This window comes from Bacteroidales bacterium (assembly GCA_035342335.1).
Classification (GTDB): Bacteria; Bacteroidota; Bacteroidia; order Bacteroidales; family JAGONC01; genus JAGONC01.
Genome location: DAOQWY010000002.1, coordinates 98,715 through 125,463 on the forward strand (window position 1 = coordinate 98,715; position 26,749 = coordinate 125,463).

Consider the following 26,749-nt stretch of genomic DNA (forward strand, 5'->3'; position numbering starts at 1 on the left):
TTCAAATTTAGCGTTAATTTTCAATAACTTCTCATAAATTGCAATCCTGCATAAATTAATACGTACATTTATCAGGTGGGTTTTCTCAGAATCATACTCTATCCATTCGCGGTTGTATTCGGATTCATTTCCCGATTAAGAAACAGGTTGTTTGATCTTGGAATTCTACCTTCTGAATCATTTGACATACCTGTTATATCGGTTGGCAATCTCTGTATGGGGGGAACCGGAAAGACGCCGCATGTTGAATACCTGATTTGCCTGCTGAAGGATAAATACCATTTAGCAACCTTAAGCAGGGGGTACGGACGGAAAACCAGGGGATTCCGCCTGGCAGCAACCGGGAGCAGTGTCAAAGACATCGGTGATGAGCCAGTGCTTCTCAAGGGAAAATTCCCTGAGGTCATGGTAGCTGTTGACGAAAGCCGGCGACGTGGCGTGAGAAAGTTGATGGAGCTGGATCCGGTCCCGGACGTGATCCTGCTGGATGATGCCTACCAGCACAGGTATATTCAACCAGGTTTGAACATTTTGCTGACAGATTATTTTAACCTTTACACAAAAGATTACCTGATTCCTGCCGGTCGCCTGAGAGAGCCCAAATCCGGTGCGAAACGTGCTGATATAATTGTTGTTACAAAAACAGATCCCGTCTGGTCTCCCATAACCGAACGCTATTTACGGGAAGAACTCTGTCCGGAACCTGATCAAACAGTCTGTTACTCCTATCTTAAATATGGGGATCCCGTCGCGTTATCGGGTGAAAAGACGGATCTTTGCCTGCAGAAGAAAGGAAGTGTCCTGATGGTATCAGGGATTGCGAATCCATATCCCCTGGAAGTATACCTGAAGAGTCATTTCAATGAGTTTGAGCGATTGACCTTCAGGGATCATCACCAATTCACAGCAGGGGATGTAAAGAAGATCCGTTCTGTTTTTGTCAGCATGATGGGAAGGGAAAAGATCATCCTTACCACGGAAAAAGATGCGATACGGATGCGGGAAGCCAATATTGCAGATCTGCTGATGGATCTCCCGGTATACTATCTGCCAGTTCGGATTGAGTTTCATTCCGCTTCCTCACAAACCTTTGATTCACGTGTGTTGAACTATGTGGAAGAAAGTAAATAAAATTGCTGACGATATTAGGTTAAAGATCCCTTATGTACCGAAAGCAGGGATTATACTGGGTACAGGATTGAGCAGGATGGCGGATGAAATCCAGCAATCAACAGCATTATCCTATGGTGGTATTGAGGGATTCCCATTAACGAGCGTAGCAGGTCACACGGGCAGGCTGATTTTCGGGGAGCTGGGCAATAAAAAGGTTATGGTCATGCAAGGCCGTGTGCACTCCTATGAAGGGATTTCCATGCAGGACATGGTACTGCCCATCCGGGTGATGCACCGCCTGGGCATTGAACTGCTCATCCTGACCAATGCTTCGGGCGGAATAAATCCTTCACTGGAGATTGGTGACCTGATGGTTGTCAAGGACCAGATCAACCTTATGAACAGCAATCCCCTGATCGGGAAGCACGATCAACGTTTTGGCGACCGGTTCCCCGATATGAGCCAGGTGTTCGACCGAAACATCATCAGCAAGGTACAACGGATCGCCCTGAAGAACCATATACCCTTAAAATCAGGGATCCTGGCTGCAGTAACCGGTCCGACCTTTGAAACCAGGGCTGAATATGCCTATATACGTTACCTTGGTGCAGATGCAGTCGGGATGTCGATCATTCCTGAAGCGATTGCAGCCAGGCAGCTTAATTTGCCCTGTTGTGCGGTGACCATCATTTCGGACCTTGGTGTTCCGGATAAAATGACAAAGGTAAGTCACGAAGAAGTGCAGCAGGCGTCAGGAAAGTCAGCACCCTATTTGACGCTGCTGATCAAAAAATTACTGGAGGAATGGTAAGTGATCGGATTTACATTGAAAAAAATTACCAGAAATTTTGAATCATAAACATACGTTGCAGTGAACTCTCTGACCACAGATCAGTCAAAAGGGAAGATCTACTTTGTGTCTGACTTTCATTTTGGCATACCCGACTCAAGGAGCAGCCTTGAACGGGAAAGGAAATTAATACGCTGGCTGGATGAGATCAGGAAAGATGCAGTTGAAATCTACCTGATGGGAGATCTGTTTGATTTCTGGTATGAGTATAAAACGGTCATTCCAAAGGGTTTTACCCGGTTTCTGGGTAAGCTTGCAGAAATCACCGATGCCGGCATCCCGGTGCATTTGTTCAAGGGGAATCATGATATCTGGGCGTTTGATTACCTGAACAAGGAACTGCACATCACCCTTCACCGTAATCCGGAGATCAGGGTATTGAACGGAAAACGATTTTACCTGGCGCACGGCGATGGTCTCGGTCCTGGTGACCGTGGATACAAATTTCTGAAGAGAACGTTTGAGTGCCCCTTGAATCAGTGGCTGTACAGATGGCTGCATCCGGATATCGGTACGAGGCTGGGACTATTTTTTTCGAAAAGAAGCAAATATGCACAAATTGCCCGTGAAAAGAAAAAGGCAGAGGTGGTCAACATTCCAACGCAACGGCTCTATCAGCACAGTCAGCGGATCCTGGAATCGGAGCCCGGGATCGATTATTTCATTTTCGGGCATCATCACCTGCCCGTTCATTTAACCATCAATGACACGACTCATTTTTTCCTGATTGGTGACTGGATCACGAATTTCTCGTATGTCGTCTTCGACGGCCAGGAAGTGGAGCTTAAATACTTCAGCTGAGCATCAGAGGGAGAACCATTTTTCTACCAGATCGACGAGCCGGGCAGCATAACCGGCTTCATTATCATACCATGCCACGACTTTGACAAGGTCTCTTCTTTTCCCCAGGACAGCGGTCAGGTTTGCATCGAAAATGGCAGAATGCGTATTGCCGATGACATCCGCCGACACGATGGGATCAAATGTATATTGGAGGATTTTGCGCATTGGGCCCCGGGCTGCTTTTTTGAAGGCAGCATTGATATCCTGAACGCTGGCTGGCAGTTGAACGGTACAAGTCAGGTCGGTCAGGGAGCCGTTCACCACCGGAACCCTGATGCCGGCTCCACCCAGGTTTTCTTCCAGATGAGGAAAAATCCGGGATGAAGCTTTCGCTGCGCCTGTCGTCGTAGGGATGATGGAACAGGCCGCTGCCCTTCCACGACGGAAATCTTTATGCGGTCCGTCAATCAGATTCTGGTCGCGCGTATAAGAATGGATGGTAGTAATAAAAGCTTCGTCAATTCCCCAGTTGTCGTCAAGGATTTTGATCAGGGGGGCCACGCAGTTGGTCGTACAGGAGGAGTTGGAAATGATCGTGTCGTGAGGGCTCAAAATGTCGTCATTAATTCCCATTACGATGAATTTGACGTTGTCTTCGGGCCCTATCGAAGGTGCCGAAATGATCACCCTCCGGGCCCCTGCCTGGATATGCAGTTCTGCCAGCTGCTTTGTAGTGAACTCGCCCGTAGCTTCAATCACGACATCAATATCCAGCTCCTTCCACGGCAGGTTGTCGGGCTGAGGGAGTGAAAATGCGTGGATTTTTTTTCCATTTACAAGGAGACCATCTTTTTCTCCCCGGACCCGGCCCCGGAATTCACCCTGGATGGAATCGTATTTCACAAGGTGAGCAAGGTTTACTGCATCTGCCAGATCATTGACCGCAATCAGGTCAATTCGTTTACTTTTAAGCAATTCCCGGAATGTAATCCTGCCAATCCGCCCAAAACCATTGATAGCCAGCCTTATACGATCCATGATGCGCTTTTTGGAAATTTCAAAGGTACGCATTTCGGCTATTTGCTTTTAAATGTCGTCCGAATTTCTTAATTTTGACTGAAATCTGAAGTCACCGGATTTCATTCTGAAAAGTCAATAAACTATTCATCATCATTCATTTAATCACCATGACAAAACCAATGATCAAGGATTACATCCAGGTTAACAGAGACCGGTTTCTTGAAGAGTTGTTTGGGTTGATACGCATTCCGTCGATCAGCACCATTGCTTCGCATGCACCGGATATGCAAAAAGCAGCTGAATACTGGAAAGAAATCATTCTCAATGCCGGCGCCGATAAAGCCGAAATATTTCCCACGAGCGGAAATCCGATCGTTTATGCTGAAAAAATCATTGATCCGGCGTTACCAACCATTCTGGTCTATGCCCATATGGATGTGATGCCGGTTGATCCGTTGGAATTATGGAAAACAGATCCCTTTGAGCCGGTCATCAAGGATGGCAGGATCTATGCCAGGGGAGCGGATGACGACAAAGGCCAGTCGTTCATGCATGCCAAGGCCTTCGAGTACCTGAACAAAACCGGTCAATTACCGTGTAATGTGAAATTCATGATCGAGGGAGAAGAAGAAATCGGTTCGGTAAACATGGGCAATTTTTGTGATGACAACAGGGAAATGCTTAAGGCCGACATCATCCTGGTTTCCGATACCAGCATGATCGCGGAGGATATACCCTCCATTACGGTTGGATTGCGTGGACTGAGCTATATGGAGATCGAAGTGACCGGTCCGGACAGGGATCTGCACTCCGGGATTTTTGGTGGTGCGGTGGCCAATCCCGCGAACATACTAGCACAAATCATTGCTTCACTGCATGATTCGGATAACCGGATCACGATTCCCGGATTTTACGACGATGTGCTGGAGATCAGCCAGGCTGAGCGGCTGGAGATGGCAAAAGCACCCTTTGATCTGAAGGCTTACAAAGAGTCGCTGAAGATTGGGGAAATATGGGGGGAGAAAGGTTATTCCACGATGGAGCGCACGGGTATCAGGCCAACGCTGGATGTGAACGGCATGTGGAGCGGCTATACCGGTGAAGGAGCCAAGACTGTCCTGCCGGCCAAGGCCTGGGCAAAAATCTCCATGCGGCTGGTGCCCAATCAGGACCACCTGAAAATAAGCCGGTTGTTCGAACAACATATCAAAACAATCGCCCCGCCCTATGTCAATGTCAGCGTCAAAACGTTGCACGGGGGACAGGGTTATGTATCCCCCACCGACATGATCGCCTATCAGGCAGCTGAGAGGGCATATGCGGAAGCTTATGAAAAGAAACCTGTCCCGGTAAGAAGCGGGGGAAGCATACCGATCATTTCAACCTTTGAGCAAAAGCTTGGCCTGAAAAGCATTCTGATGGGATTTGGCCTTGAATCCGACGCCATACACTCCCCCAATGAGAATTATTCATTGCACCAGTTCTTCAAAGGCATCGAAACGATCACCTACTTTTATCAGCATTTTGCCGCGCTGGCAAAAAAAGCAGGGATGTCCCCGACAGCTTAGTGCTGAGAACGGTTTTTGAATTCCTCGATCCCTTTATCGAGAAAGTCGATAAATTCATCCACATCGAGGTCATAAGCTCTCGGGGGAACCAGTTTTTCCCCGTGATGATCCAGCAGGACATAAAACGGCTGAGCATTCACATTGAATTGGGTGATCTGAAAATCCGCAAATTTTTTACCTACGGTCTTTTTAATCTTACCATCGTAGGTGGAGGTTATCCATTCGTTCTCCGCTAATGGAGTCTTATCATCGACGTAAAGGGCAATGATGATAAATTGTTCTCTCAGTCGCTGAAGAACTTTGGGATTCGACCAGACATTGGCCTCCATCTCCCGGCAGTTGACACAACCGTGACCTGTGAAGTCGATGAATACAGGCTTATTGAGCTTCCTGGCACAGGCCATTCCCTGCTCATAGTCGAAATAGCCTTCGAGTCCGTGCGGAAGATGCAGAAAATCGCTGTACTTGGGCTTGTCACAGATCTCGGCCGGTTGCCGGATGCCTCCCGATGCATTCGTTCCGGAGCCAACGACCAGCTTGACATTTTCCCGAATGATGTTATTCAGGTCGAAATCATGGGTTGACTGCGGCGGAATATATCCTGACAGAGCTTTAAGAGGAGCACCAAACATCCCGGGTGTCATATAGACCACAAACGTGAAAGTAATGATTGCCAATATGATGCGTGTTACACTGATATACGGGAGGTCCGAATCGTGAGCAAATTTCAGTTTCCCCAGCAGGTAAAATCCCATCAGTGTAAAAATCACGATCCAGAAAGCCAGGTACACTTCCCTGTCAAGTATACCCCAATGATAGGTTTGATCGGCAATACTGAGAAACTTCAATCCCAGCGCCAGTTCAATGAAGCCAAGCACCACCTTGACTGCATTCAGCCATCCGCCTGATTTTGGCAGGTTGGCCAGCCAGGATGGGAAAAAAGCGAAAAGTGTGAAAGGGAGTGCAAATGCCAGGGCAAAACCAAACATACCCACGATCGGTTTGAGGATCTGTCCACCTGCTGACTCAACCAGGATTGCACCGACAAGTGGCCCGGTGCAGGAAAAAGAGACCAGCACCAGCGTGAGGGCCATGAAGAAAGCCCCGGAAATGCCACCTTTGTCGGCCCTTTGATCGGAACGGGTAACCAGCCGGCTGGGCAGGGTCAATTCAAAGGCTCCCAGGAAGGAGGCTGCGAAGACCAGGAAGACCAGGAAGAACAAGACGTTGGGGAGCCAGTGGGTGCTCAGGAAATTAGCAAAATTGGGTCCCAGTGTGATGGCCACGACGGTTCCAATCACTGTATAGATGGCGATGATGGAGAAACCATAAACGATCGCCTGGAATCTGGCCTTGCGTTTGCTTTCATTGTCGTGCATGAAAAACGTGACCGTCATCGGGATCATCGGGAATACACAGGGGGTAAGAATGGCGGCAAATCCCGCAAGCACGGAGATGAGAAAAAAATAGAACAGCGACCTCTTTTCCTTTGTACCTGCAGCAGAGTCTTCCAGGGTGCTTTGTGCCAGAGGTTGATCCGTCGAATCGGTTTCCGTAAGGGAAGCAAGGGTATCACCTGAAAGATCAAGGGTCGTCACAGGTGCAACCGGGACGCCCGATACCTTTTCACCACTGGGTGTGGAATCAACGGTGGATCCAACTGTTTTAGCCTCTTTGTTAAAAGTAAACTCAAATTCTTCATCGGCAGGCGGTAAACATTTTTCGTCATCACACGACATGAAGTTCACATAACCTTTCACGGTGACGGGATCCTTGGTCAGCAAACGGATTTTTTGACTGAAGGTCACCTCATCAGCAAAATACTTGAGGACCATTTCAAAGTTTGGGTCATACTCCTCAAGAGCGGCGGGCTCGGTAACCTTTCCCACCAGCTCATATCCTTTCACATCCTCAAAGGTAAAGGTGGTGGCCGGCGGGCTCATCGGAATATCCTGGGAGTAAAGGTGCCATTTGTTTTCAATTTCAGCCTTAAAAAGAAGCTCTGCCTCAGCAGGGCTGATCAACCGGCTGCTAAAACTCCAGCTGACAGGCTCATAGATCTGGGCCTGCAATTTTAAAAAACCGACCAAAAAAAACATGAACAGCAAGAGTCTGCCCATACGTATATCCTTGCTTAATAGTCTCATATATCCATATTTTGGGTGCAAAGGTAATGAAATGGTAATCATGGGCCCACAGAAAAAAGTTAGCCTGGATAAATTCTCCTGGCTGGAGGAGTCCTTACCGCTGCAATTCAATCCTTAAAGCCTGCTTTGTGCCGGAAGTGATGCGGAACCGGTGATCGATCCTGTGACCGACAAGCCAGATGATCTTTCCATCCGATTCAAGGATCCAGGCATTTTGCTTGTCGAACAGAGTGAATTTTTCGTCGATGAAGAAATCGCTCAATTTTTTCGGATGGTTCATCCCAAAAGGATGAAAATGATCTCCCTTTTTCCATTTTCTCAATAAAAGCGGAAACCTGATCAAGGCAAGATCAAGGTGGGCTACCCCGGGACGCTTATCAGGCTGAAAATCCTCTTTGACCTCTATTCTTTCAAAGCTCATGGATAAAGGAGCGTTCACACGGGAAACATCACTATCAATGTAAAATTCAACGGCAGATACGGGGGTGGAAACATCCAGGGGTTTAACGATCAGTTGGGTCCTGTCTTTAAGAAGGCAGTGGGTTGGTGACAGAAAGAACTTTCCTGACATTCCGGTCAGGGAGCTTCCGATTTTTTTAATGGTTGGATAATTGAATCCCAGAGGAGCCAAAAATTCAGTCAGGTAGGCCGTCACCGGGGATAACTTCAGAAGCCCGGCAATATTGATGAAAAGGTCATTCTCCTTACCGGAACATACCCCTTTCCCTTTTTGATGGATCTCATCCTTTACGATCATTCCCGCGTCCCTCAACCTTTCAATGGTCTGAGTCATTCCATTGCGAAAGTCCGGATTGATTGAATTCAGCACCGGGATTATTTCATGACGGATCTTGTTTCGCGTGTACTTGTCGGACAGGTTGGATGAATCCAGGCAAAACGGGATGGCACGAGCTTGCTGGAATCGTTCAATTTCCTGACGGGTCGCAAACATCAGCGGCCGGATGATCCGTCCCTGTTTTGAGCGGATACCCTGGAGCCCATTCAGCCCGGTTCCTCTTACAAGATTCAACAGCAGGGTTTCGATTTGGTCATCCAGGTGATGGGCGGTTGCCACATAATCGAAATTCTGCGTGTTCAGCAGTTCGTTGAACCACCGGTATCGGAGTTCCCTGGCAGCCATCTGAACCGAAACATAATTCTGCCTGGCAAAGAGTCCGGTCTGAAAACTTCTGGAGAAGAACTGTACGTCAAGTTTTGCTGCCAGTTCTTTCACAAACGATTCTTCCTTGTCTGATTCCTCTCCTCTCAGGCAAAAATTACAATGTGCGATGCCGAACTGGAATCCGGCCTGCCGGAATAACTCCACCATCACCACTGAGTCCATTCCCCCGCTGACCGTAAGCAGCACAGCCTGATGAGGTAAAAACAGGGATTCCCTTTCAATATAGTGTAGGAATGCAGCAAGCATAGTTGGCACAAAGATAAGGAAAGAAAGCCCCGGAGGGTAAAAGGCCACACGATCAGATCTGCCAGACGTTGCCGGCGTTGATCAATTCTTCCAGTGTTTTGATTTTGGATTCTTCCATACTTCGGATCACCTGCCGTTCCAGAGCCTGATCGTAGGGTTCGGAGGGGAACGACCGGATAACGCCAGTAGCTACGGGGAACTCAGGATAGGCCATCCTGGTCAGCATATAATGCAATGCGATGTCGGGTGTATAGGCATCGTGAACCAAAAGATCATTTTCCGTCATGCCATCTTCTCCCAGACGGACAACCTTCAGTCCCGATCCGTGCAGCACCAGACCCTTATCGCGGTTAACACCGAAGATCATCGGTTTGCCATGTTCCAGGTAGATTGTGCGGTCGTCCTTAACATCCTTTCCCGTAATTTCCTGATGGATCTTATTGTTAAAGATGACGCAGTTTTGCAGTATTTCAACCACGGAGGTCCCATCATGCCGGGCCGCTTTGATAAAGATATCGGTCATCTGTTTGGGTTCTGTATCAATAGCCCTGGCAAAAAAGGTACCCTGGGCTCCCATGGCCAGTTCACCGGGAATGAAGGGGGGCTCGATGGTCCCGTCAGGAGATGTTTTGGTTTTCAATCCCTTGGGAGATGTGGGAGAATATTGTCCTTTTGTTAGTCCGTAGATTTTATTATTAAAAATAAGGATATTGACGTCAATGTTGCGTCGCAGGATATGTATAAAATGGTTACCGCCGATCGCCATACTGTCTCCATCGCCGGTAACCATCCAGACACTCAGTTCCGGATTGGCAATTTTAATTCCCGTTGCGACCGCTGCAGCTCTGCCGTGAAGGCCGTGAAAGCCATAAGTGTTTATATAATAAGGGAAACGGGAAGAGCATCCGATGCCAGATACAAATACGATGTTTTCCTTTTTCATCCCGATTTCCGGCAGGGCATTTTGCACCGCAGACAGGATAGCGTAGTCGCCGCATCCTGCGCACCATTTAACCGGTTGGTCAAGTTTAAAATCGCTTCTGGTCAGTGCAGGCTGATCGGATTTGGTTTCAATACGCTGGTCCATTATTCTTTACCCTCCAGAATTTGATTGAATTTCTGTTTCAGCTCCTCGATCATAAATGGAAGACCCTGAATTTTATTATGTTTCAAATATTTAAACTGTGGAAAAAGTGCACTGAGGTACATTGCAAACTGACCCAGGTTCAGTTCACAGATGATGATTTTCTTGAATCCCGCAAATACGGTTTCGGTATTTCTTGGCAGGGGTTTGATGTAGTTAAACTGTGCGAGGCTGATACGTTTTCCCTGTTGCTGAAGTTCCTGGACCGCGCTGATCATGGCTCCATAGGTTCCTCCCCATCCCACGGCGAGCAGGTCGCCGGTAGGTTCACCCCATACTTTCAGTTCGGGGATGTAATTGGCCACTCTTTGAACTTTCTCTTCCCTGAGCCTGACCATTTTTTCATGGTTAAGTGGATCCTGGGATACAAAGCCGGTGACATCTTCCTTTTCAAGGCTGCCGATCCGGTGGCGAAGTCCTTCCTGTCCGGGGATGGCCCAGTAGCGGCTCAATTTATCAGGATTTCTCCGGTAGGGTTTATAATCCGGATCATTGTCAGCAACCAATGGGGGTACAATTGGAGGTAAACTGGCTATTTTGGGTATGCTCCAGAGTTCAGATCCGTTGGCCAGGTATCCGTCGGTGAGGAGGATCACCGGGGTCATGTGTTCGATGGCTATTTTACAGGCCATATACGCATAATCAAAGCAATCAGAAGGAGAGGAAGCTGCGACGACCACTGCAGGGCTTTCTCCGCACCTGCCGTACAATGCCTGTAAAAGGTCTCCCTGCTCTGTTTTGGTGGGTAAACCCGTAGCAGGTCCTCCCCGCTGAACATCGACCACTACCAGTGGCAGTTCGGTAATGACAGCCAATCCAAGAGCTTCACTCTTCAATGCAAGCCCGGGGCCGGAAGTGGTCGTAACGCCAAGATGACCTGTGAAGCTGGCTCCGATGGCCGAGTTGATCCCTGCAATTTCATCTTCTGCCTGAAAGACCTTGACGCCCAATTGTTTTCTTTTCGCAAGCTCCTGAAGGATCTCCGAAGCAGGGGTGATCGGGTAGGATCCCAGGAACAAATGCCTGCCTGAACGTTCAGAGGCGGCTATGAAACCCCAGGCTACCGCAGTATTGCCGGTTATATTCCGGAATTTGCCTTTCCTTTCCCGGTCGTGAATGATCTGAAAACGGGAATCGAGTGTTTCAAGGGTTTCAGCAAAATGATAGCCTGCCCTCAAAACTTTCTTGTTGGCGTCAGCCAGGATGGTTTTGCTCTTAAACCGTTCTTCCAGAAACTTCTCACCATACTCCAGGCTGCGGTCAAAAAGCCAGTAAAGTATTCCAACAGCAAACTGGTTCTTTGTTTTTTCGGCTGTCTTGCTATCCAGACCCAGTTCTTTCACCGTGGCAAAATTCAAATACGTTATGGGGGCCTTTACGACGTTATAGCCGTCGAGTGTTCCGTCTTCCAGCGGATCGGATGTAAATCCTGCTTTCTGGTAGTTCTTTTCATCGAAATTGTCGCTGTCAATGATAATCGTTGCACCTGGTTTCACCCACTTCAGGTTGGTTTTAAGGGCTGCAGGATTCATGGCCACCAGTACATCGGCCAGGTCACCGGGGGTTTTGATGTCTTTGCTTCCGATGCGCACCTGAAATCCTGAAACACCGGCGACGGTTCCCTGGGGCGCCCTGATCTCGGAAGGATAATCAGGAAATGTTGAAATATCATTCCCAACAAATGCAGAGGTGTCAGAAAACTGAGTTCCACTCATTTGCATACCGTCACCGGAATCACCGGCAAACTTGACCACTGCATCTTCCAACTCAATGATTTTACGCTTTTTAATGCCCATCTTGTTATTTTTATAACAGCTGCAAAGGTAAAGACAATATTCCATCCAACTTAACTTTCAGCATTTTTTTAATCCTTACAATGGCTTGAACCACCCTGGTCACCATCAGAACTTGCCGTAACATTGAATTATTATTGATTGTTTAGACCAAAACTAAATTTTCGAAACCTGTATCCTGTAACAGAAAAAAAAATACTTTTGTACCATCAATTTCAATTGATGCACTTTAATTATTAACCAAAACCTCTTTAACCATGGCTTATAAGATCTCTGATGATTGTACAGCTTGCGGCACTTGCATTGATGAATGTCCGGTTGAAGCCATTTCCGCAGGTGATATTTATGTGATTGATCCTGACGTATGCACCGACTGTGGCACCTGTGCTGATGTTTGTCCTGTAGAAGCAATCCATCCTGAATAATCATCGAAAGAGTATAGATTGAAATCTGAACTTTCTGGTTCAACAGGAAAGTCCACATCCTAAGGATGTGGACTTTTTTTTTATATCAGCCATCCCCGACCATCCCGGGGCGGCACAGTAAATACTTCGTCATAAATTCATACATTTGCTGCACAACATCATTACACCTCTGACTAAATGGATACCTATTCCTATTTATCCAACAGTGATCTGGCACAGCTCGAAGAATTGTATTTAACCTATAAGGCCAATCCTGATTCCGTTGATTTCGGATGGAGAAAATTCTTTGAAGGATATGAATTTGCAGGCGGCTCTTTTTTGACAAATCAGGATAAAATTATTTCCTCCAAAGAGTTCAGTGTAATCACCCTCATTAACGAATACCGTAAAAGGGGGCATTTGTTCACCCAAACCAATCCTGTAAGATCACGCCGCACCTATTCCCCTACCCTTTCCTTTGAAAATTTTGGACTTAGCACTGAGGATCTTGAGCAGACATTTGAAGCCGGCGTTGAGATCGGGATCGGAAAAGCCAGGTTACAAGATATCATTTCCTTCCTGGAGCAGACCTACTGCCAGTCAATTGGCGCTGAATATTTTTACATCAGGAATAGTGAAATGATGAACTGGCTCAAAACGAAAATGGAATCAAGCCGCAACACACCCCACTTTTCCAGAGAACAAAAAATTCAGATCCTCCAGAAACTGACCGAGGCGGTAAGCTTCGAAAAATTTGTTCATAAAAAATTTCCCGGTCAGAAACGTTTTTCCCTGGAAGGAGGAGAGTCCCTTATTCCGGCATTGGATATTTTGATTGAAAAGGGAGCCAGTCTTGGCGTTGAGGAATTAGTGATCGGAATGCCTCACCGTGGCAGGTTGAATGTTCTTACCAATATCCTTGGAAAATCCCATCAGGTAGTTTTCAGTGAATTTGAGGGGATTGCCTATGAGGATGAGGCCTTGCTGGGGGATGTCAAATATCACCTGGGATTCACAGCTCATCGAAGCACAAGGGGTGGGCAAAAAGTCAGGCTGACCCTGACACCCAACCCTTCTCACCTGGAAGCCGTGAATCCGGTGGTGGAAGGAATTGTCAGGTCGAAAATTGATCATCAGTTTCACGGGGATGAAACGAAAATTGTTCCTGTCCTGATCCACGGAGATGCCTCCATTGCCGGTCAGGGTGTGGTCTACGAGGTCATTCAGATGTCGGGACTGGAAGCGTACAAAACCGGTGGGACGATTCATTTGATTGTAAACAATCAGCTTGGTTTTACAACAAACTACCTGGATGCAAGAACCAGCATCTACTGCACAGATGTAGCCAAAACCATTCAGTCTCCCATTTTTCACGTAAATGGAGATGATGCGGAGGCCGTGGCGTTCACTGTTGAGCTCGCAATGGAATTCAGGAACAGATTTCAGAAGGATGTTTTCATCGATCTTTTGGGATACCGTAAATATGGACATAATGAGGGAGACGAGCCAAGGTTCACGCAGCCCATCCTTTACAGGATCATTGAAAAACATCCGGATCCACGTCAGATCTATATGAAAAAATTGCTGGAACAGGGAATGATCGATCTGCAAAAGGCTGAACGGATGGAGAGCGATTTTAATGACCAGCTGGAAGTATCCCTTGCAAGGTCAAAAGAGATTGAGCGGGCCCATATTACATCTTTTCTTGAAGATGACTGGGCTGCATTCAGGAAGGCCACAGCGGATGATTTCAACCACTCCCCTGAAACATCTGTTCAACAGGACCTGATCCACTCTGTTACGCGAAAGATCACCTCTTTACCACCGGAAAAGCAATTTTTCAGAAAAACGGTCAAAATGCAGGAGGACAGGCGCGAGATGGTGCTGACCCACGGCAGGTTCGACTGGGCGATGGCGGAACTGCTGGCTTATGGAACCCTGTTATCAGAAGGGATCCACATCCGGTTTTCAGGACAGGACTCCCAGCGGGGGACTTTTTCACATCGCCACGCGGTCCTGACCATTGAGGACTCCGAGGAAAAGTATACGCCTCTTTGCCATCTGGACAAAGACCAGGGAAGATTCGAAATCTACAACTCTCATTTGTCGGAATACGGGGTTCTCGGTTTCGAGTACGGCTATGCACTGGCTTCCCCGAATGCCCTTATCCTTTGGGAGGCTCAGTTTGGTGATTTCAGCAACGGAGCCCAGATCATTTTTGATCAGTACCTGAGCAGTGCGGAAGATAAATGGAATGTGATGAATCATCTGGTGATGCTGTTACCCCACGGATACGAGGGGCAGGGCCCTGAGCATTCATCGGGGCGTCTGGAGCGCTTCCTGAACCTGTGTGCCGAACAAAACATGCAGATTGCCAACTGTTCAACACCCGCCAATTTTTTCCATATCCTTCGCAGGCAGCTTAAAAGGCCGTTTCGGAAACCGCTGGTCGTTTTTACGCCAAAAAGCCTGCTGAGGCATCCACGTTGTGTTTCCTCCCTTTCAGATCTTACGACAGGTGGCTTTCAGGAGGTAATCGATGATGATTCGGCTGTGGCAGATGATATTGATAAGATTGCCTTCTGCAGTGGCAAGGTGTATTATGACCTGCTGGAAGAGAAGGAAAAGATTGACGCCAGGAATATAGCCCTGGTCCGCATTGAGCAACTTTATCCCCTGCCACTTGACCTGATCCGGCAGGCGATTCAAAAATACTCCAAAGCCCGGCGGTTGATCTGGGTACAGGAAGAACCGGTGAACATGGGGGCCTGGAATTACATCCATGAGCGCCTGCTTCAGGAAGGCATCACCCTGAAAGTGATTGCCCGGCCGGCCAGCGGCAGCCCGGCAACAGGCTCATCCAGGTTTCACCAGGTCCAGCAACGTAAAATTGTCACCAAGACCTTTGACCAGTGTGACTGTCACCGGTTAAAGGAAGAATGCCGGATGGTCTGCATCGGAAATAAATGGCGGCAGTTTGAGCAAGAATGGATGGAGGTCAATCAGAAAAAATAAAAAAATAATCCACTACGCCAAGATGACCATTGAAATCAAAGTTCCCTCTCCGGGCGAATCCATTGTCCAGGTTCAGCTAGCCAGCTGGCTGAAGAGCGATGGGGATCATGTACAAAAAGACACTGAACTTGCCGAGATTGACTCTGATAAGGCAACATTGAGCATTACTGCGGAGCAGGAAGGCGTTCTCCATATCCTGGCCCCTGAAGGGGCAACCGTTGACATCGGAACCGTCATCGGAACCATTACGACAACGGCCTCGGCCGGGAGCGGAGGAGATTCCGGCGGATCAGAAAAGATCCCTGAACCGCCTTCGCATGAAGAAAAGGCAGAACAACCTCCCGTCCGTGTATCGCCTCTGGCCAGGAAAGTCATGGAAGAGAACCAGATCACTCCGCAGGAAATGGTCGGTCGCTATGGCAGCTACCGTATTAGCCGTAAGGAAGTAGAAAAGTTTGAACAGACTCGCGCATCTGTAGCCACCAAGCCGGAGGAGGCCGCTGATACGCCTTCCGGGCGTTCAGAAAGGGAAATTGAGCGACAAAAAATGTCCACACTCCGGCTCAAGCTCTCCCAGAGGCTGGTTGCCGTAAAGAACCAGACAGCCATGCTGACCACCTTCAATGAGGTTGACATGAGCATGATCATGAAAATCCGAAATCAATACAAAGACGCATTCAAGCAGAAATTCGGCGTTTCACTGGGATTCATGTCGTTTTTCACAAAGGCAGTAACAGAAGCACTTCGCCTCTACCCGGCTGTCAATGCCCAGATTGATGACGAATATATTGTCTATCATCACTTTATCGACATTGGAATTGCGGTGAGCGCTCCAAAAGGTCTGGTTGTGCCTGTACTTCGAAATACGGAAAGCATGACGCTTGCGGATATCGAAATTCGCATCAAAGAACTGGCCGAAAGAGCCCGGACAAATAAAATCACACTGGAGGAGATGACAGGAGGTACGTTCACCATCACCAATGGAGGTGTTTTTGGATCGCTTATGTCCACTCCCATTCTGAATCCTCCTCAAAGTGCCATTCTGGGCATGCATAAAATAATGGACCGGCCGGTGGCCATTGAAGGTAAAGTCGAAATCCGCCCCATGATGTTCATTGCCCTTTCCTATGACCATCGCATCATTGATGGACGTGAATCCGTCGGTTTTTTGGTGAAGGTCAGGGAAATGCTGGAGGATCCCATCAAACTCCTGTACGCCGGGGGTGATCCGTTCAAAGTATTATTGAATCTTTAAGTCCGATGAGAAAAAAAATTGATTTTCTGGTCATAGGCTCAGGCATTGCCGGACTGAGTTATGCACTCAAAGTGGCCGATCACGGCAGTGTATGCCTTGTCACGAAGACCAGGGCCAACGAAACCGCCACACGTTATGCCCAGGGGGGAATTGCAGCAGTCATGTACACACCCGACACCTACGAAAAGCATATACGGGATACGATGATCGCAGGGGATCATCTCAGCAATGAAAAGATCGTCAGGATCACCATAACGGAATCCACCGAGCGTGTAAAGGAGTTGATTGCCTGGGGCGCTGAATTCGATAAGGAAAAATCAGGGAAATATGACCTCGCCCGGGAAGGAGGCCATTCGGAAAAAAGGATTCTTCATTACAAGGACCAAACGGGTGAGGAAATTGAACAAACCCTGCTGGAAAGGGTGACGAGTCATCCCAATATTGAGATCCTCGAGAATCATTTCGCCATCGACATCATCACCCAGCATCATCTCGGTATTGAAGTGACCCGCCGGAACAAAGACATTCAATGTTATGGAGCTTATGTTTTGAATCTGGAGGATCATTCGATCCTTACCATTCTGGCGAGGACCACGATGTTATCCACCGGTGGTGCCGGGAATGTTTACAGTGTTACCACCAACCCCCAGATTGCCACGGGTGACGGTATTGCCATGGTATACAGGGCTAAAGGCAGGGTGACGGACATGGAATTCTTCCAGTTTCACCCCACAGCGTTGTATCACCCGGCTGAACGGCCGGCTTTTCTCATTACAGAGGCGATGAGGGGATTCGGTGCACTGCTGAAGGACCGGCAGGGCAACGAGTTCATGTACAAGTATGATAAGCGTGGCTCCCTGGCACCACGGGATGTGGTTGCACGGGCGATCGACAACGAAATGAAAATATCAGGCGATGAATATGTTTACCTTGACAGCAGGCATCTCGATAAAAATCAGCTGGTCAATCATTTCCCGAATATTTATGCCAAGTGCCTGAGCATAGGCATCAACATCACCAACGAGATGATACCGGTCAATCCCGCAGCCCACTATCTGTGCGGAGGTATCAAAGTGGATGAATGGGGCCGGAGCTCCATACGGAACCTGTATGCTTCAGGGGAATGTGCCTCTACGGGGCTTCACGGAGCCAACAGATTGGCTTCCAATTCGTTACTCGAATCCCTGGTGTTTTCTCACCGTGCAAGCGTGGATGCCATAAAACAGATCAAAACAACAGGGCTGTGCGATGAAATTCCGGACTGGAATGATGAAGGAACCGTACTGAACGAAGAAATGATCCTGATCACGCAGAGCATGAAAGAGTTGCAGGCCGTGATGACCAACTATGTTGGCATTGTCAGGTCAAATTTAAGGTTGAAAAGGGCATTGCAACGCCTGGAGATCATCTACAGGGAAACCGAGGAGCTGTATCAGAAATCCATCATAACCAAGCAGCTATGTGAATTAAGGAACCTGATCAACCTTGGTTACCTGATCATTAAAGCTGCCCTGGATCGCAAAGAAAGCATCGGGCTTCACTACTCGATTGATTATCCACGCTCCAAGGCAAATGAATTCAGCGTTTCAAACGAAATGGGTTGAATTATTGTAATCCCAGCTTTTTCTTGACCAGCTCGGTGACATCGTCACCCGGATCTGCAAATAACAGCATGCCGCCTGTTGAATTCAGTATGTAGGTATAGCCATTTTCTTTGGCAACCTCTTTCACAGCATTCTGCGCCTTCTCAATGATGGGTGAGGTCAGTTCCACTTCTTTATTTTGGAGGTCCTGCTGTGCCGATGCCTGAAAGGCTTCCATCCGGGTTTGCAAATCAGTGATCTCACGCTCTTTTGTCTGGCGGATTATTTCCGACATTGTTGATTGATTATTCTGATAATCAGCAATTTTTGTTTCCAGTTCCCGTTGCATTGCATCAAACTGTTCCTGCACACCGGCTGCATATTTCTCATAAACTGTCCTCACTGAGTCAAGTCCTGGCATCAGTGCATACAGATCTGCAAAATTTATATGGCCGAATTTTTCCTGGTTCTGGGCGCTAATCCCAAGGGTAAGGGTACTGAATGTCAGTACGATCATCAACTTAACTATAATCTTCATCATTTTTATAACTGTTTAAGTGATAAGAGAAAGCGTGCAAATTTAGACATTTTTTCAAAGTGCGGGCATTAAACAAGTGTTTTCAGGAATTATTTATCGGAATCAAATGAATATCCAAGTTTACTCAGCACATCATCACTGAGGTCGTATTTTTCATTGGCATACAGCATACTCAGACTGCCCGCCTTGTCGAAGATGATCGCATAATTCTGCTGGACTGCCATTTCCTCAATTGCGTTATAGACTTTTTCCTGGATGGGCTTGATCAGTTCCTGTCTTTTCTTGAACAGGTCACCGTCCTTGCCGAAGCGCTGACGCTGCAATTCCTTCACTGCCTGTTCCTTTTTTATGATTTCATCTTCTCTTTTTTTCTTCATCTCTTCAGGTAACAAGACCGCTTCAGCCTGGTAAGATTTATAAAGTTGATCGATCTCGGTGTATTTATCCTCTATTTCCTTTTGCCATTCAGCAGCCATATCATCCAGCAACGACTGTGCATCGTTGTATTCGGGGATGTTCTTCAGGATGTAATCGGTGTCGACGAATGCATATTTCTGGGCCTGGCCTGTGAAGGAGGCGCCCAGGATCAGGAAGGCAATCAGCAGGTTTTTCTTGATACGTGTTTCCATGTTTATGAAAGTTAAATTGATTCGAGGGAGCGTGTCAAATATTATACCAAATTAATCAATCGACTGATTGATGGAAAAGTGGAACTGGCTGCCGTTTGCGTTTGGCAATCCGGGGACCTGGTCGAAACCATATCCCCAGTCGAGCCCCAGAAGGCCAAACATGGGCAGGTATACCCTGACACCAAATCCTGCAGAACGATACAGGTTGAATGGCTGGAAAGTACGAAAATCTTCCCATGAATTCCCGGCTTCCAGAAAGGCTGCCATATAGATCGTTGAACTGGGATTGAGCGACAGAGGATACCTGATCTCCAGCGTATTCCTGCTGTAGATCGTACCTCCCTTTGTTTTGTTTGTATATTTATTTGGTGTAAGGGACTCATTTTCGTATCCCCTGAATCCGATGATTTCCCGGCCATCCATGTTATTATACCCCGAAAGGCCGTCCCCTCCCATGTAATAACGTTCAAACGGTGTTATGCCGATATCCTGATTATAGCATCCCAGGAAGCCATACCGGAATTTCAGAGCCAGGACAAGATTACCTACAATGGGTTTATAGACCACTGCCCGGAAGGCCCATTTATGGTACTCAACCCATTTATACTTCTCATCGTCTTCCATGAGGGCATAATTTTTATTGGAAAAAGCAGAATACGGAGGGGTCAGTTTCAGAGAAAGCGAAACCTCGGTACCTGTTCGCGCAAAGATCGGGGCATCCACAGAGTTCCTTGCCAGGGTAATGCCGTATGTAATGCTGTTGTATTCACCGGTTCCCGTTCCAAAGGAGAATACGCTGGTATAGTTATCCAGCTTGTACCGCTGAAGATTGATGGTCTGGATCAGGCTGAAATAGTCATCGGGCCAGGTAAGCCGTTTTCCGAGCATAAGCGCTACCCCGTCGAGGACAAAGGATTGCCTGGATATATCGTTTTTAGAGAGTCCGTTGGAATAAAGTGAATGGTAATAGGACATGGTGAATGAGTTGGCCTTTTTACCTCCCAGCCAGGGTTCTGTAAAACTTGCATTATAGCTGATGTATCCTTTACCGTACGATTGCAACCGGACCGAAAGCTTCTGGCCATCTCCTGTTGGCACAGGCCGCCAGGCTCCTTTGACGAACATGTTTTTGAGTGAAAAATTGTTAAAGGAAACACCCAGTGTTCCAATGACCCGGCCATACCCCCATCCCCCTGAGAGCTCAATCTGATCCGATGATGTTTCCTCTACCTCATATTGAATATCCACTGTTCCATCGGCAGGATTCGGAATGGGAACAGGATTGATCTTTTCCTGGTTAAAGTATTGTAATTGAGCTAGTTCACGTGTGGTTCGTATGATTTCCGAGCGGGAAAAGAGTTCCCCGGGCTCAGTTCTGATCTCCCGTATGATCACATGGTCGTTGGTCCGGTCATTCCCTTTTACGGTCACCTTATTGATCCTGGCCTGTTTACCTTCATATATCCTCATCTCCAGATCGATGGAGTCGTTCTCAACCTTGACTTCAACCGGATCAACGGAAAAGAACAGATAGCCGTTATCGAGATACAGGGATGTCACGTCCATTCCATTTAAATTAAAGGACAGATTTGTAGAAAGCAATTCCTGGTCGTATACATCCCCTTTCTTGATCTTCAGGATCTCATTCAGCTGGTCGGCTGTGTATTTGGTATTGCCAATCCACGTAATGTTCCTGAAATAGTACTTGCTTCCTTCATAGATCTTCATATTCAGGTCAATAGTATTGTCGGGATTGGCAGAAATGACATCTTCTACAATTTTGGCGTCCCTGTAGCCCTGCTGATTATACTTTTTTATGACGTTATTCTTATCTTCCTTAAAGTCATCAACGATAAATTTTGAGCTCTTGAAAATCCTGAGTTTCACATTATCGGTAAAATAGTCACCAACGGCTCCCAGGACATTGAGCATGTCGAGGGTGGTGGCGGCCTTCAGTGTGGAGGTGACAAGCGTATCGATATAATTCAGGGGATGGACATAGCTTTTTTCTTTGGTTTTTTTCAGGCCCCCCTTGATCTGTTGATCCGTCATCGCCGCGTTGCCTTCAATGTTGATATGTCTGATCTTCACCCGCTGGTTCTTGTCAATCATCACCTCGAGGATGACGTTGTTAGGTTTAGTGGTATCGGATATTTGATTAAACGTTACCTCCGTATTAAGAAAGCCCTTGTCCTTGAAGTACTTTTTGATGGTCCGGGAAGTGCGTACAAGAAGGTTCTCCGTGAGGACATCTCCGGAGCGAAGGGTGATCTCTTCCTTCACGTTGTCGGCTTCAGTTTTCTTGATTCCCAGCAATGAAAATTTGGACATTCTGGGTCGTTCCTTCAAAAAAATGTTCAGGAAGATCACATCTCCCTGAATACGCGCAGCTGTGATCCTTATATCTTCAAAAAGGCCCTGGTCCCAAAGGTTGCGCATTGCATCGCTGATGTCATCCCCGGGCACCGAGACACGATCACCGACGGAAAGGCCCGACAGCATGATCAAAACATTCTGGTCAAGGTACTGGATCCCGCTGACGGTGATGCCTCCAATTTCATATTCTTTAGGCTTTAAATAGTCAATTCCCGACAGATCATCCCCGATGGTAACCTGAGTCGTACCAGGTAAGGAAAACAACAAACCAGCGATTATGGCGATGATGATCCTTTTTAATGGCATAAATGAATCAGGTTGAACTATTTTTTTAGATCTTTCCAAATCTTCTATCCCTTTTCTGAAAATCGAGTATTGCCTCATACAGGTCATTCCTGGTAAAATCAGGCCAGAGTTTAGGTGTGAAGTACAATTCTGTATAAGCAATCTGCCAGAGCAAAAAATTACTTAACCTGAATTCACCACTGGTTCGGATCAGCAATTCAGGATCAGGATAGTGAGCGGTGGTCAGGTGCCGGCTAAAGAATTCATCATCGATGGCCTGATCATCCAGCTGGTGGAGGCTGGCCTGCCGGGCAATCTGACGGGCAGCTTCAACAATCTCCCACCTGGAGCTGTAGCTGAGCGCCAGAATAAGTGTCATGCGGGTATTGCCGGCCGTAGTACGGATCGCTTCCATCAATTCGGAATAGCAGGTTGCATCCAGGCTTGTCAGATCACCGATCACCTGGAGGCGAATGTTGTTTTTCACGAGGGTTTTGGTCTCCCGGCCAATCGTCTGGACCAGTAGCTGCATCAGGGCGCTGACTTCCTCTTTGGGACGTTTCCAGTTTTCCGTTGAGAAAGCGAACAGGGTCAGGTACTGGATACCCAGTTCAGCAGCTGCCTCCGTGATTTCCCTGACGGCTTTCACCCCCTGTTCATGACCGAAAACACGCTCTTTCCCTTGCCGCTGTGCCCAGCGGCCATTGCCGTCCATGATCACCGCAATGTGCAAGGGCAGCTTTTCACGGTCTATTTGTTCTTTAATGTCCATAGTGCTCAAAAACCGCCCTCCGTGTATGAGGGACAGCATTATCCTTTAATATTCAAGATTAATGCATTTACGCCTGTTTACAAAACTGAATCTGTAAGTGGCAGCAACGCCGATAAAACCATAGAACGGCTGGCTGACCGGTAAAAAACCACTTTCGTTATTGTTAAGTCCCAAATTCTTCCTCAATCCAATTTCGGCTGACAATCCAAGGGATTCCCCGATACTGTATTTGAATCCCAAACCAAAAGGCAACGATACAGCACTTAATGTTTCGATTTTTAAAGAATCATTTACATATTCTGGCAGCCCGAGCAAAGTCGAATCTTTCCCAAATGCGTAAGCCAGTCCGCCAAAAATATACGTTGAGTAATAGTTTTTCTTGCTGCCAAGGATAAAATTGCGGAAATTGATTTCATAACGGGTTGCCACTTCATAAAAATGCGACCAGGAAAATGTTCCCGAGACTGTTTGCCGCGAATCAAAACTATGACGATACAACAGCTGAATGGCTGGAGATGGCTGATTTATATGAGGTTGAAAATTCACAGCCTTTTGATCCGTTTGTTCCGGATTCAAGAAGCTGGCTCCGTTGACAATGAAAAAACTGCCCACGTAAATTCCCACCTCGTCATACTGTGCGGATGTGTGGATGACCGTGATCAGACAGGACAGAGCCAGAATTAATCGTTTCATAGAAGTTAACCGCGCAAAAATACCACTTTTTGATTCTTTATCCATTCAGGAAATACCTCCGGAATAATTTCTGATATCGAGTCCCCATTTAAGTTTTCCGCGAATGGTGCTGAAAAAATTTTGTTCTTCCATCCGGATCAGATTGATTTTAAAATTCTCCCTGACGATGATGATCTCGGTTGATGAATCGAGGGTGTTGAACCGGGAATCAAGACTTACAAAAAATTCGCTGCTTCTTCCTTCCACCCGTAGTCGAATCGTGCAATCATCAGGAATAACGACAGGCCGTACGGTTAAATTGTGTGTCGCAATGGGAGTTATGAGAAAATTCCGGGCTTCGGGTAGTACGATGGGTCCGCCACAGGAAAGGGAATAAGCGGTGGAACCGGTCGGGGTGGCAATGATCAGCCCATCAGCCCAGTAGGAATTCAAAAAAAGATCATCAACATACGTGTGGATGGCCAGCATCGAGTTGGGGTCCTTCCGGTAGACAGCCACTTCATTCAATGCATAGTTCAATTCACCAAACAGACCGGCAGGTGATTCCAAACGGATCAATGTTCGCTGGTCAAGCCAGTACCGACGACTGAGAAGTGCGTCCACAGCCTGTTCCGTGTCTTCCGCCGTAACACTGGAAAGAAAGCCCAGACGTCCGGTATTGATTCCAAAGATGGGAATACCGGAATCCCTGACAAGGGTGACCGTATCCAGAAAAGTCCCGTCCCCGCCTATGGAAACCAGGTAGTCCAGATGGCCTGCAATATCGTTATGCCCCTGAAATGTATCTGCCGTTATTTCAAAACCATACTCGTGTATCAGCCGGTGATGAAATGACTCATAGATCATCAGACGACAATCTGATTTTGCCAGCCGACGGAAAAATTGACCGATAGCAGGCAAGCTTTCAGAAGGTATGGATTTACCGTAAAAACCTATATTCATAGTTCTGTCAAATATTCAGGTACCTCATCAGGGATTCATAACGATCACGGAGATCTTCATCGGGATCCTTCGGCGAGAAAGACGCTTTGACAATATAGTCATACCTGTTGAATGTCTGCAGGATGGACCTGATGTCGGTCTGGTTGATTTTGATCGTAATGTCCAATTTTGTCGACTCCGTATGGGGTGAGAGGTAGATACCGAGGATCTTGGCATCATTGGATTCAACGATCTGTGCAATCTCGGATAAAAGGTAATCATTGACATTCAATTCAAGGATGATGATCGCTCCCGGAAAACCTGAGCAGCTCATTGCAGCAAAACCAGCCAGCAGCTTCTGCAAGGTGATCAATCCGATGTATTCCTGTTTCCCATTGAGCACAGGTATGACGGAAACTTTCGACGAATCAGCCATCCTGATGACGTCGTAAACATGGTCATGTTCGTTGACGAAGATTCTCTGAAAGCTCGCCTTCAGGTTGTCCAGAGTGCAATCAGGGTCTTCAAGCGTATAGAGTTCCGTTTCGGTGATCAGTCCCAGATAGGATTCTTGATCCGTCACAGGCAAATGCCATACTTTATATTCGTCCATCAGCACCAGGGCGCTGGTACCTGTATCCGTAATTTTCAGCGAATGTAAGCCTTCAGCAATGAGATCTTTTGCAACCATGCCATTTTTCAAATGAGCCTGCTAAATTACAGGTTTTTAACGGATCCGTGTCAACAGGGATGAAAATTGCTGTTGGCTGCGGATCAGATGATCCGATTTAGTAGCTTTGTAAAAATGGAACGTTGAAGATTCATTATGGTCAGATTGAGCGTTAACATCAACAAAATTGCTACGTTGCGCAATGCGCGCGGCGGAAACATTCCGGATGTACAAAAGGCCGTCGTCGACTGTCAGCGATTTGGTGCACAGGGCATTACGGTTCATCCCCGGCCGGATGAACGGCACATTCGGTACAGGGATGTGATCGAAATCAAACCATTGATCACCACCGAATTCAACATTGAAGGCTATCCTGCGGAAAGTTTCATTGACCTGGTTCTGTCCAGCGTACCTGATCAGGTAACCCTTGTTCCGGATGCGCCCGGTGTGCTGACCTCCAATGCCGGATGGGACACACGGGAAAACCTGGCGTTCCTCCATACGGTCATCAGAAGGTTCAAGGATGCCGGGATACGGACGTCCCTTTTCGTTGAACCGGACCCCGAAATGATCCGTTATGCAGGAAAGACCGGAACGGATCGGATCGAGCTCTATACCGAAAGCTATGCCCGCAATTTTGCACAGGATAAGGAGCAGGCTATCAGACCCTTCCTCGCAGCGGCGGAAACCGCGCTGGAGGAAGGCCTCGGACTGAATGCAGGCCATGATCTCAGCCTTGAGAACCTTCGCTATTTTGTGATGCATATCCCTGGATTGCTTGAAGTTTCCATTGGTCATGCATTGATCGCCGATGCACTTTACTTCGGGCTGGAGAATACGATACAGCTCTACAGGAGGCAGCTGGAGGGGCGGGGTATTGGGTCATAAGGAGTCATTCATGGTGATTCATGGTGATTTATAGTCATTCGTGATCATTTAGAGATATTTGTGGTTATTTGTGGTTATTCTTTGTGATTTGGTTCGATGAAATTATTTTTCAGGCAATTTGGAACGGGTGAGCCAGTGATCATCCTGCATGGTATCTTTGGGTCATCGGATAACTGGGTGACCATTGGGCGCCGCCTTGGAGAACATTTTTCCGTATTCATTCCAGACCAAAGGAACCACGGACATTCACCTCATAGTCCGGCATTGAATTATTATGCCCTTGTTGAGGATTTAAGGGAGTTCATTGAAGAGCATGCCCTTAAAAATCCCGTTTTAATCGGACATTCTATGGGAGGCAAAGTGGCAATGGGCTTCGCACTCGATCTTCCTGTTCTGGTTAAGAAACTCGTCATAATCGACATCAGTCCTCAATCCAATGCCATACGGCAGGAACACCTGACGATTCTTCAGGCGATGCGTGCGGTCGATCCCGAAAACGTCACCTCGAGGCAGGCGGCAGAAGATGAACTGAACAAGTGGCCACTGAGCGGGAGGATACGGCAATTCATGTTAAAAAATCTACAGCGGACAGGACCTGGCCGGTTTGAGTGGCGTATCAACCTGAAAGCGATTGAGGACAACCTGGAACTGATTTTCGGACCGATACCCTTTACAGGACAATATCCTGGCCCGGTTCTGGTCATTCAGGGCGGTGATTCGGACTACATTGCCACCGCTGACAGGGGTATCTTCAGCACCTATTTTCCGAACGTCGGATTCATTACGATTCCAGGTGCTTCACACTGGATCAATGGCGACAAACCGGATGAACTGACCAATGTGCTGAGGGATTACCTTTCAGGAACTGAATGA

Annotated in this window: 22 protein-coding genes; 10 read left to right on the forward strand and 12 right to left on the reverse strand. The window is 47.4% G+C overall.

The features are described from left to right. Positions 1–75 precede the first annotated feature (75 nt). Genes lpxK through PKI34_01655 form a run of 3 tightly spaced genes read left to right on the forward strand, consistent with a single transcriptional unit; the run spans position 76 to position 2,764 of the window. Positions 76–1,131 carry a tetraacyldisaccharide 4'-kinase gene (lpxK, locus tag PKI34_01645; protein HNS16508.1) on the forward strand — a complete coding sequence of 352 codons (1,056 nt, stop codon included), beginning with the start codon at positions 76–78 and terminating at the stop codon, positions 1,129–1,131. After that, entirely contained in the window at positions 1,112–1,924 is an 813-nt protein-coding gene (locus PKI34_01650) for a purine-nucleoside phosphorylase (GenBank protein HNS16509.1), read from the forward strand. The genes lpxK and PKI34_01650 overlap by 20 nt, the downstream gene beginning before the upstream one ends. A 60-nt stretch (positions 1,925–1,984) precedes the next feature. Beyond that, complete coding sequence (locus PKI34_01655) at positions 1,985–2,764, forward strand: UDP-2,3-diacylglucosamine diphosphatase (GenBank protein HNS16510.1); 780 nt, start codon at positions 1,985–1,987, stop codon at positions 2,762–2,764. A 3-nt stretch (positions 2,765–2,767) separates the two neighbouring features. On the opposite strand, the gene gap is transcribed toward PKI34_01655, so the two are convergent. Next, the gene (gene gap, locus PKI34_01660; protein HNS16511.1) at positions 2,768–3,784 is read right to left on the reverse strand and encodes a type I glyceraldehyde-3-phosphate dehydrogenase; all 1,017 of its coding nucleotides are present in this window, start codon (positions 3,782–3,784) and stop codon (positions 2,768–2,770) included. 149 nt (positions 3,785–3,933) lie between these two features. Between gap and PKI34_01665 the strand changes: the two genes are divergently transcribed. Further along, a complete protein-coding gene (locus PKI34_01665; GenBank protein HNS16512.1) occupies positions 3,934–5,334 on the forward strand; it encodes a dipeptidase in 1,401 nt (466 codons plus the stop codon). Here the strand turns inward: PKI34_01665 and PKI34_01670 are convergent. The 4 genes from PKI34_01670 to PKI34_01685 all read right to left on the reverse strand — a co-directional run bounded on the left by PKI34_01670 (position 5,331) and on the right by PKI34_01685 (position 11,850). Further along, positions 5,331–7,481, reverse strand: a complete 2,151-nt coding sequence (locus PKI34_01670; protein ID HNS16513.1) for a cytochrome c biogenesis protein CcdA — start codon at positions 7,479–7,481, stop codon at positions 5,331–5,333. The genes PKI34_01665 and PKI34_01670 overlap by 4 nt on opposite strands. Before the next feature lie 94 nt (positions 7,482–7,575). Continuing rightward, complete coding sequence (gene tilS, locus PKI34_01675; protein HNS16514.1) at positions 7,576–8,910, reverse strand: tRNA lysidine(34) synthetase TilS; 1,335 nt, start codon at positions 8,908–8,910, stop codon at positions 7,576–7,578. A gap of 52 nt (positions 8,911–8,962) precedes the next feature. After that, complete coding sequence (locus PKI34_01680) at positions 8,963–9,997, reverse strand: 2-oxoacid:ferredoxin oxidoreductase subunit beta (protein ID HNS16515.1); 1,035 nt, start codon at positions 9,995–9,997, stop codon at positions 8,963–8,965. Continuing rightward, the gene (locus PKI34_01685; protein ID HNS16516.1) at positions 9,997–11,850 is read right to left on the reverse strand and encodes a 2-oxoacid:acceptor oxidoreductase subunit alpha; all 1,854 of its coding nucleotides are present in this window, start codon (positions 11,848–11,850) and stop codon (positions 9,997–9,999) included. The genes PKI34_01680 and PKI34_01685 overlap by 1 nt, the downstream gene beginning before the upstream one ends. A 254-nt stretch (positions 11,851–12,104) precedes the next feature. Here PKI34_01685 and PKI34_01690 point away from each other — a divergent pair, with 254 nt between their 5' ends. The 4 genes from PKI34_01690 to nadB all read left to right on the forward strand — a co-directional run bounded on the left by PKI34_01690 (position 12,105) and on the right by nadB (position 18,125). Beyond that, positions 12,105–12,272: a 4Fe-4S binding protein gene (locus PKI34_01690; GenBank protein ID HNS16517.1), complete on the forward strand. Its 168-nt coding sequence runs from the start codon at positions 12,105–12,107 to the stop codon at positions 12,270–12,272. A 177-nt stretch (positions 12,273–12,449) separates the two neighbouring features. After that, positions 12,450–15,266 carry a 2-oxoglutarate dehydrogenase E1 component gene (locus PKI34_01695; protein HNS16518.1) on the forward strand — a complete coding sequence of 939 codons (2,817 nt, stop codon included), beginning with the start codon at positions 12,450–12,452 and terminating at the stop codon, positions 15,264–15,266. 22 nt (positions 15,267–15,288) lie between these two features. Further along, positions 15,289–16,521, forward strand: coding sequence for a 2-oxoglutarate dehydrogenase complex dihydrolipoyllysine-residue succinyltransferase (odhB, locus tag PKI34_01700; GenBank protein ID HNS16519.1), 1,233 nt, complete (start codon positions 15,289–15,291; stop codon positions 16,519–16,521). Positions 16,522–16,526: 5 nt separating this feature from the next. Further along, complete coding sequence (gene nadB, locus PKI34_01705; protein HNS16520.1) at positions 16,527–18,125, forward strand: L-aspartate oxidase; 1,599 nt, start codon at positions 16,527–16,529, stop codon at positions 18,123–18,125. Position 18,126: 1 nt separating this feature from the next. Here nadB and PKI34_01710 read toward each other — a convergent pair whose 3' ends face one another. From PKI34_01710 to PKI34_01740, 7 genes are all read right to left on the reverse strand, one after another. Beyond that, entirely contained in the window at positions 18,127–18,645 is a 519-nt protein-coding gene (locus tag PKI34_01710) for an OmpH family outer membrane protein (GenBank protein ID HNS16521.1), read from the reverse strand. A gap of 86 nt (positions 18,646–18,731) precedes the next feature. After that, positions 18,732–19,271, reverse strand: a complete 540-nt coding sequence (locus tag PKI34_01715) for an OmpH family outer membrane protein (GenBank protein HNS16522.1) — start codon at positions 19,269–19,271, stop codon at positions 18,732–18,734. A gap of 51 nt (positions 19,272–19,322) precedes the next feature. After that, positions 19,323–21,953 carry a POTRA domain-containing protein gene (locus PKI34_01720; protein HNS16523.1) on the reverse strand — a complete coding sequence of 877 codons (2,631 nt, stop codon included), beginning with the start codon at positions 21,951–21,953 and terminating at the stop codon, positions 19,323–19,325. A gap of 25 nt (positions 21,954–21,978) precedes the next feature. Then, positions 21,979–22,704 carry an isoprenyl transferase gene (locus tag PKI34_01725; GenBank protein HNS16524.1) on the reverse strand — a complete coding sequence of 242 codons (726 nt, stop codon included), beginning with the start codon at positions 22,702–22,704 and terminating at the stop codon, positions 21,979–21,981. A gap of 45 nt (positions 22,705–22,749) precedes the next feature. Next, positions 22,750–23,397 (reverse strand): DUF6089 family protein, encoded by a 648-nt coding sequence (locus tag PKI34_01730; protein HNS16525.1) that lies wholly within the window; start codon positions 23,395–23,397, stop codon positions 22,750–22,752. A gap of 45 nt (positions 23,398–23,442) precedes the next feature. Further along, complete coding sequence (locus tag PKI34_01735; protein ID HNS16526.1) at positions 23,443–24,339, reverse strand: NAD kinase; 897 nt, start codon at positions 24,337–24,339, stop codon at positions 23,443–23,445. A gap of 7 nt (positions 24,340–24,346) precedes the next feature. Continuing rightward, entirely contained in the window at positions 24,347–25,009 is a 663-nt protein-coding gene (locus tag PKI34_01740) for a CBS domain-containing protein (GenBank protein HNS16527.1), read from the reverse strand. A gap of 135 nt (positions 25,010–25,144) precedes the next feature. Between PKI34_01740 and PKI34_01745 the strand changes: the two genes are divergently transcribed. Together PKI34_01745 and PKI34_01750 are read left to right on the forward strand one after the other, a co-directional pair. Then, a complete protein-coding gene (locus tag PKI34_01745; protein ID HNS16528.1) occupies positions 25,145–25,876 on the forward strand; it encodes a pyridoxine 5'-phosphate synthase in 732 nt (243 codons plus the stop codon). A gap of 96 nt (positions 25,877–25,972) precedes the next feature. Beyond that, positions 25,973–26,749 carry an alpha/beta fold hydrolase gene (locus PKI34_01750; GenBank protein HNS16529.1) on the forward strand — a complete coding sequence of 259 codons (777 nt, stop codon included), beginning with the start codon at positions 25,973–25,975 and terminating at the stop codon, positions 26,747–26,749.

What these genes read in the sequence shown, in the direction of transcription:
- PKI34_01650 (HNS16509.1), top strand. Translation starts at nt 1,112, where the DNA reads ATGTGGAAGAAAGTAAATAAAATTGCTGACGATATTAGGTTAAAGATC.
- gap (HNS16511.1), bottom strand. Translation starts at nt 3,784, where the DNA reads ATGGATCGTATAAGGCTGGCTATCAATGGTTTTGGGCGGATTGGCAGG.
- PKI34_01665 (HNS16512.1), top strand. Translation starts at nt 3,934, where the DNA reads ATGACAAAACCAATGATCAAGGATTACATCCAGGTTAACAGAGACCGG.
- PKI34_01670 (HNS16513.1), bottom strand. Translation starts at nt 7,481, where the DNA reads ATGAGACTATTAAGCAAGGATATACGTATGGGCAGACTCTTGCTGTTC.
- tilS (HNS16514.1), bottom strand. Translation starts at nt 8,910, where the DNA reads ATGCTTGCTGCATTCCTACACTATATTGAAAGGGAATCCCTGTTTTTA.
- PKI34_01680 (HNS16515.1), bottom strand. Translation starts at nt 9,997, where the DNA reads ATGGACCAGCGTATTGAAACCAAATCCGATCAGCCTGCACTGACCAGA.
- PKI34_01685 (HNS16516.1), bottom strand. Translation starts at nt 11,850, where the DNA reads ATGGGCATTAAAAAGCGTAAAATCATTGAGTTGGAAGATGCAGTGGTC.
- PKI34_01690 (HNS16517.1), top strand. Translation starts at nt 12,105, where the DNA reads ATGGCTTATAAGATCTCTGATGATTGTACAGCTTGCGGCACTTGCATT.
- PKI34_01695 (HNS16518.1), top strand. Translation starts at nt 12,450, where the DNA reads ATGGATACCTATTCCTATTTATCCAACAGTGATCTGGCACAGCTCGAA.
- odhB (HNS16519.1), top strand. Translation starts at nt 15,289, where the DNA reads ATGACCATTGAAATCAAAGTTCCCTCTCCGGGCGAATCCATTGTCCAG.
- nadB (HNS16520.1), top strand. Translation starts at nt 16,527, where the DNA reads ATGAGAAAAAAAATTGATTTTCTGGTCATAGGCTCAGGCATTGCCGGA.
- PKI34_01710 (HNS16521.1), bottom strand. Translation starts at nt 18,645, where the DNA reads ATGATGAAGATTATAGTTAAGTTGATGATCGTACTGACATTCAGTACC.
- PKI34_01715 (HNS16522.1), bottom strand. Translation starts at nt 19,271, where the DNA reads ATGGAAACACGTATCAAGAAAAACCTGCTGATTGCCTTCCTGATCCTG.
- PKI34_01720 (HNS16523.1), bottom strand. Translation starts at nt 21,953, where the DNA reads ATGCCATTAAAAAGGATCATCATCGCCATAATCGCTGGTTTGTTGTTT.
- PKI34_01725 (HNS16524.1), bottom strand. Translation starts at nt 22,704, where the DNA reads ATGGACATTAAAGAACAAATAGACCGTGAAAAGCTGCCCTTGCACATT.
- PKI34_01730 (HNS16525.1), bottom strand. Translation starts at nt 23,397, where the DNA reads ATGAAACGATTAATTCTGGCTCTGTCCTGTCTGATCACGGTCATCCAC.
- PKI34_01735 (HNS16526.1), bottom strand. Translation starts at nt 24,339, where the DNA reads ATGAATATAGGTTTTTACGGTAAATCCATACCTTCTGAAAGCTTGCCT.
- PKI34_01740 (HNS16527.1), bottom strand. Translation starts at nt 25,009, where the DNA reads ATGGTTGCAAAAGATCTCATTGCTGAAGGCTTACATTCGCTGAAAATT.
- PKI34_01745 (HNS16528.1), top strand. Translation starts at nt 25,145, where the DNA reads ATGGTCAGATTGAGCGTTAACATCAACAAAATTGCTACGTTGCGCAAT.
- PKI34_01750 (HNS16529.1), top strand. Translation starts at nt 25,973, where the DNA reads ATGAAATTATTTTTCAGGCAATTTGGAACGGGTGAGCCAGTGATCATC.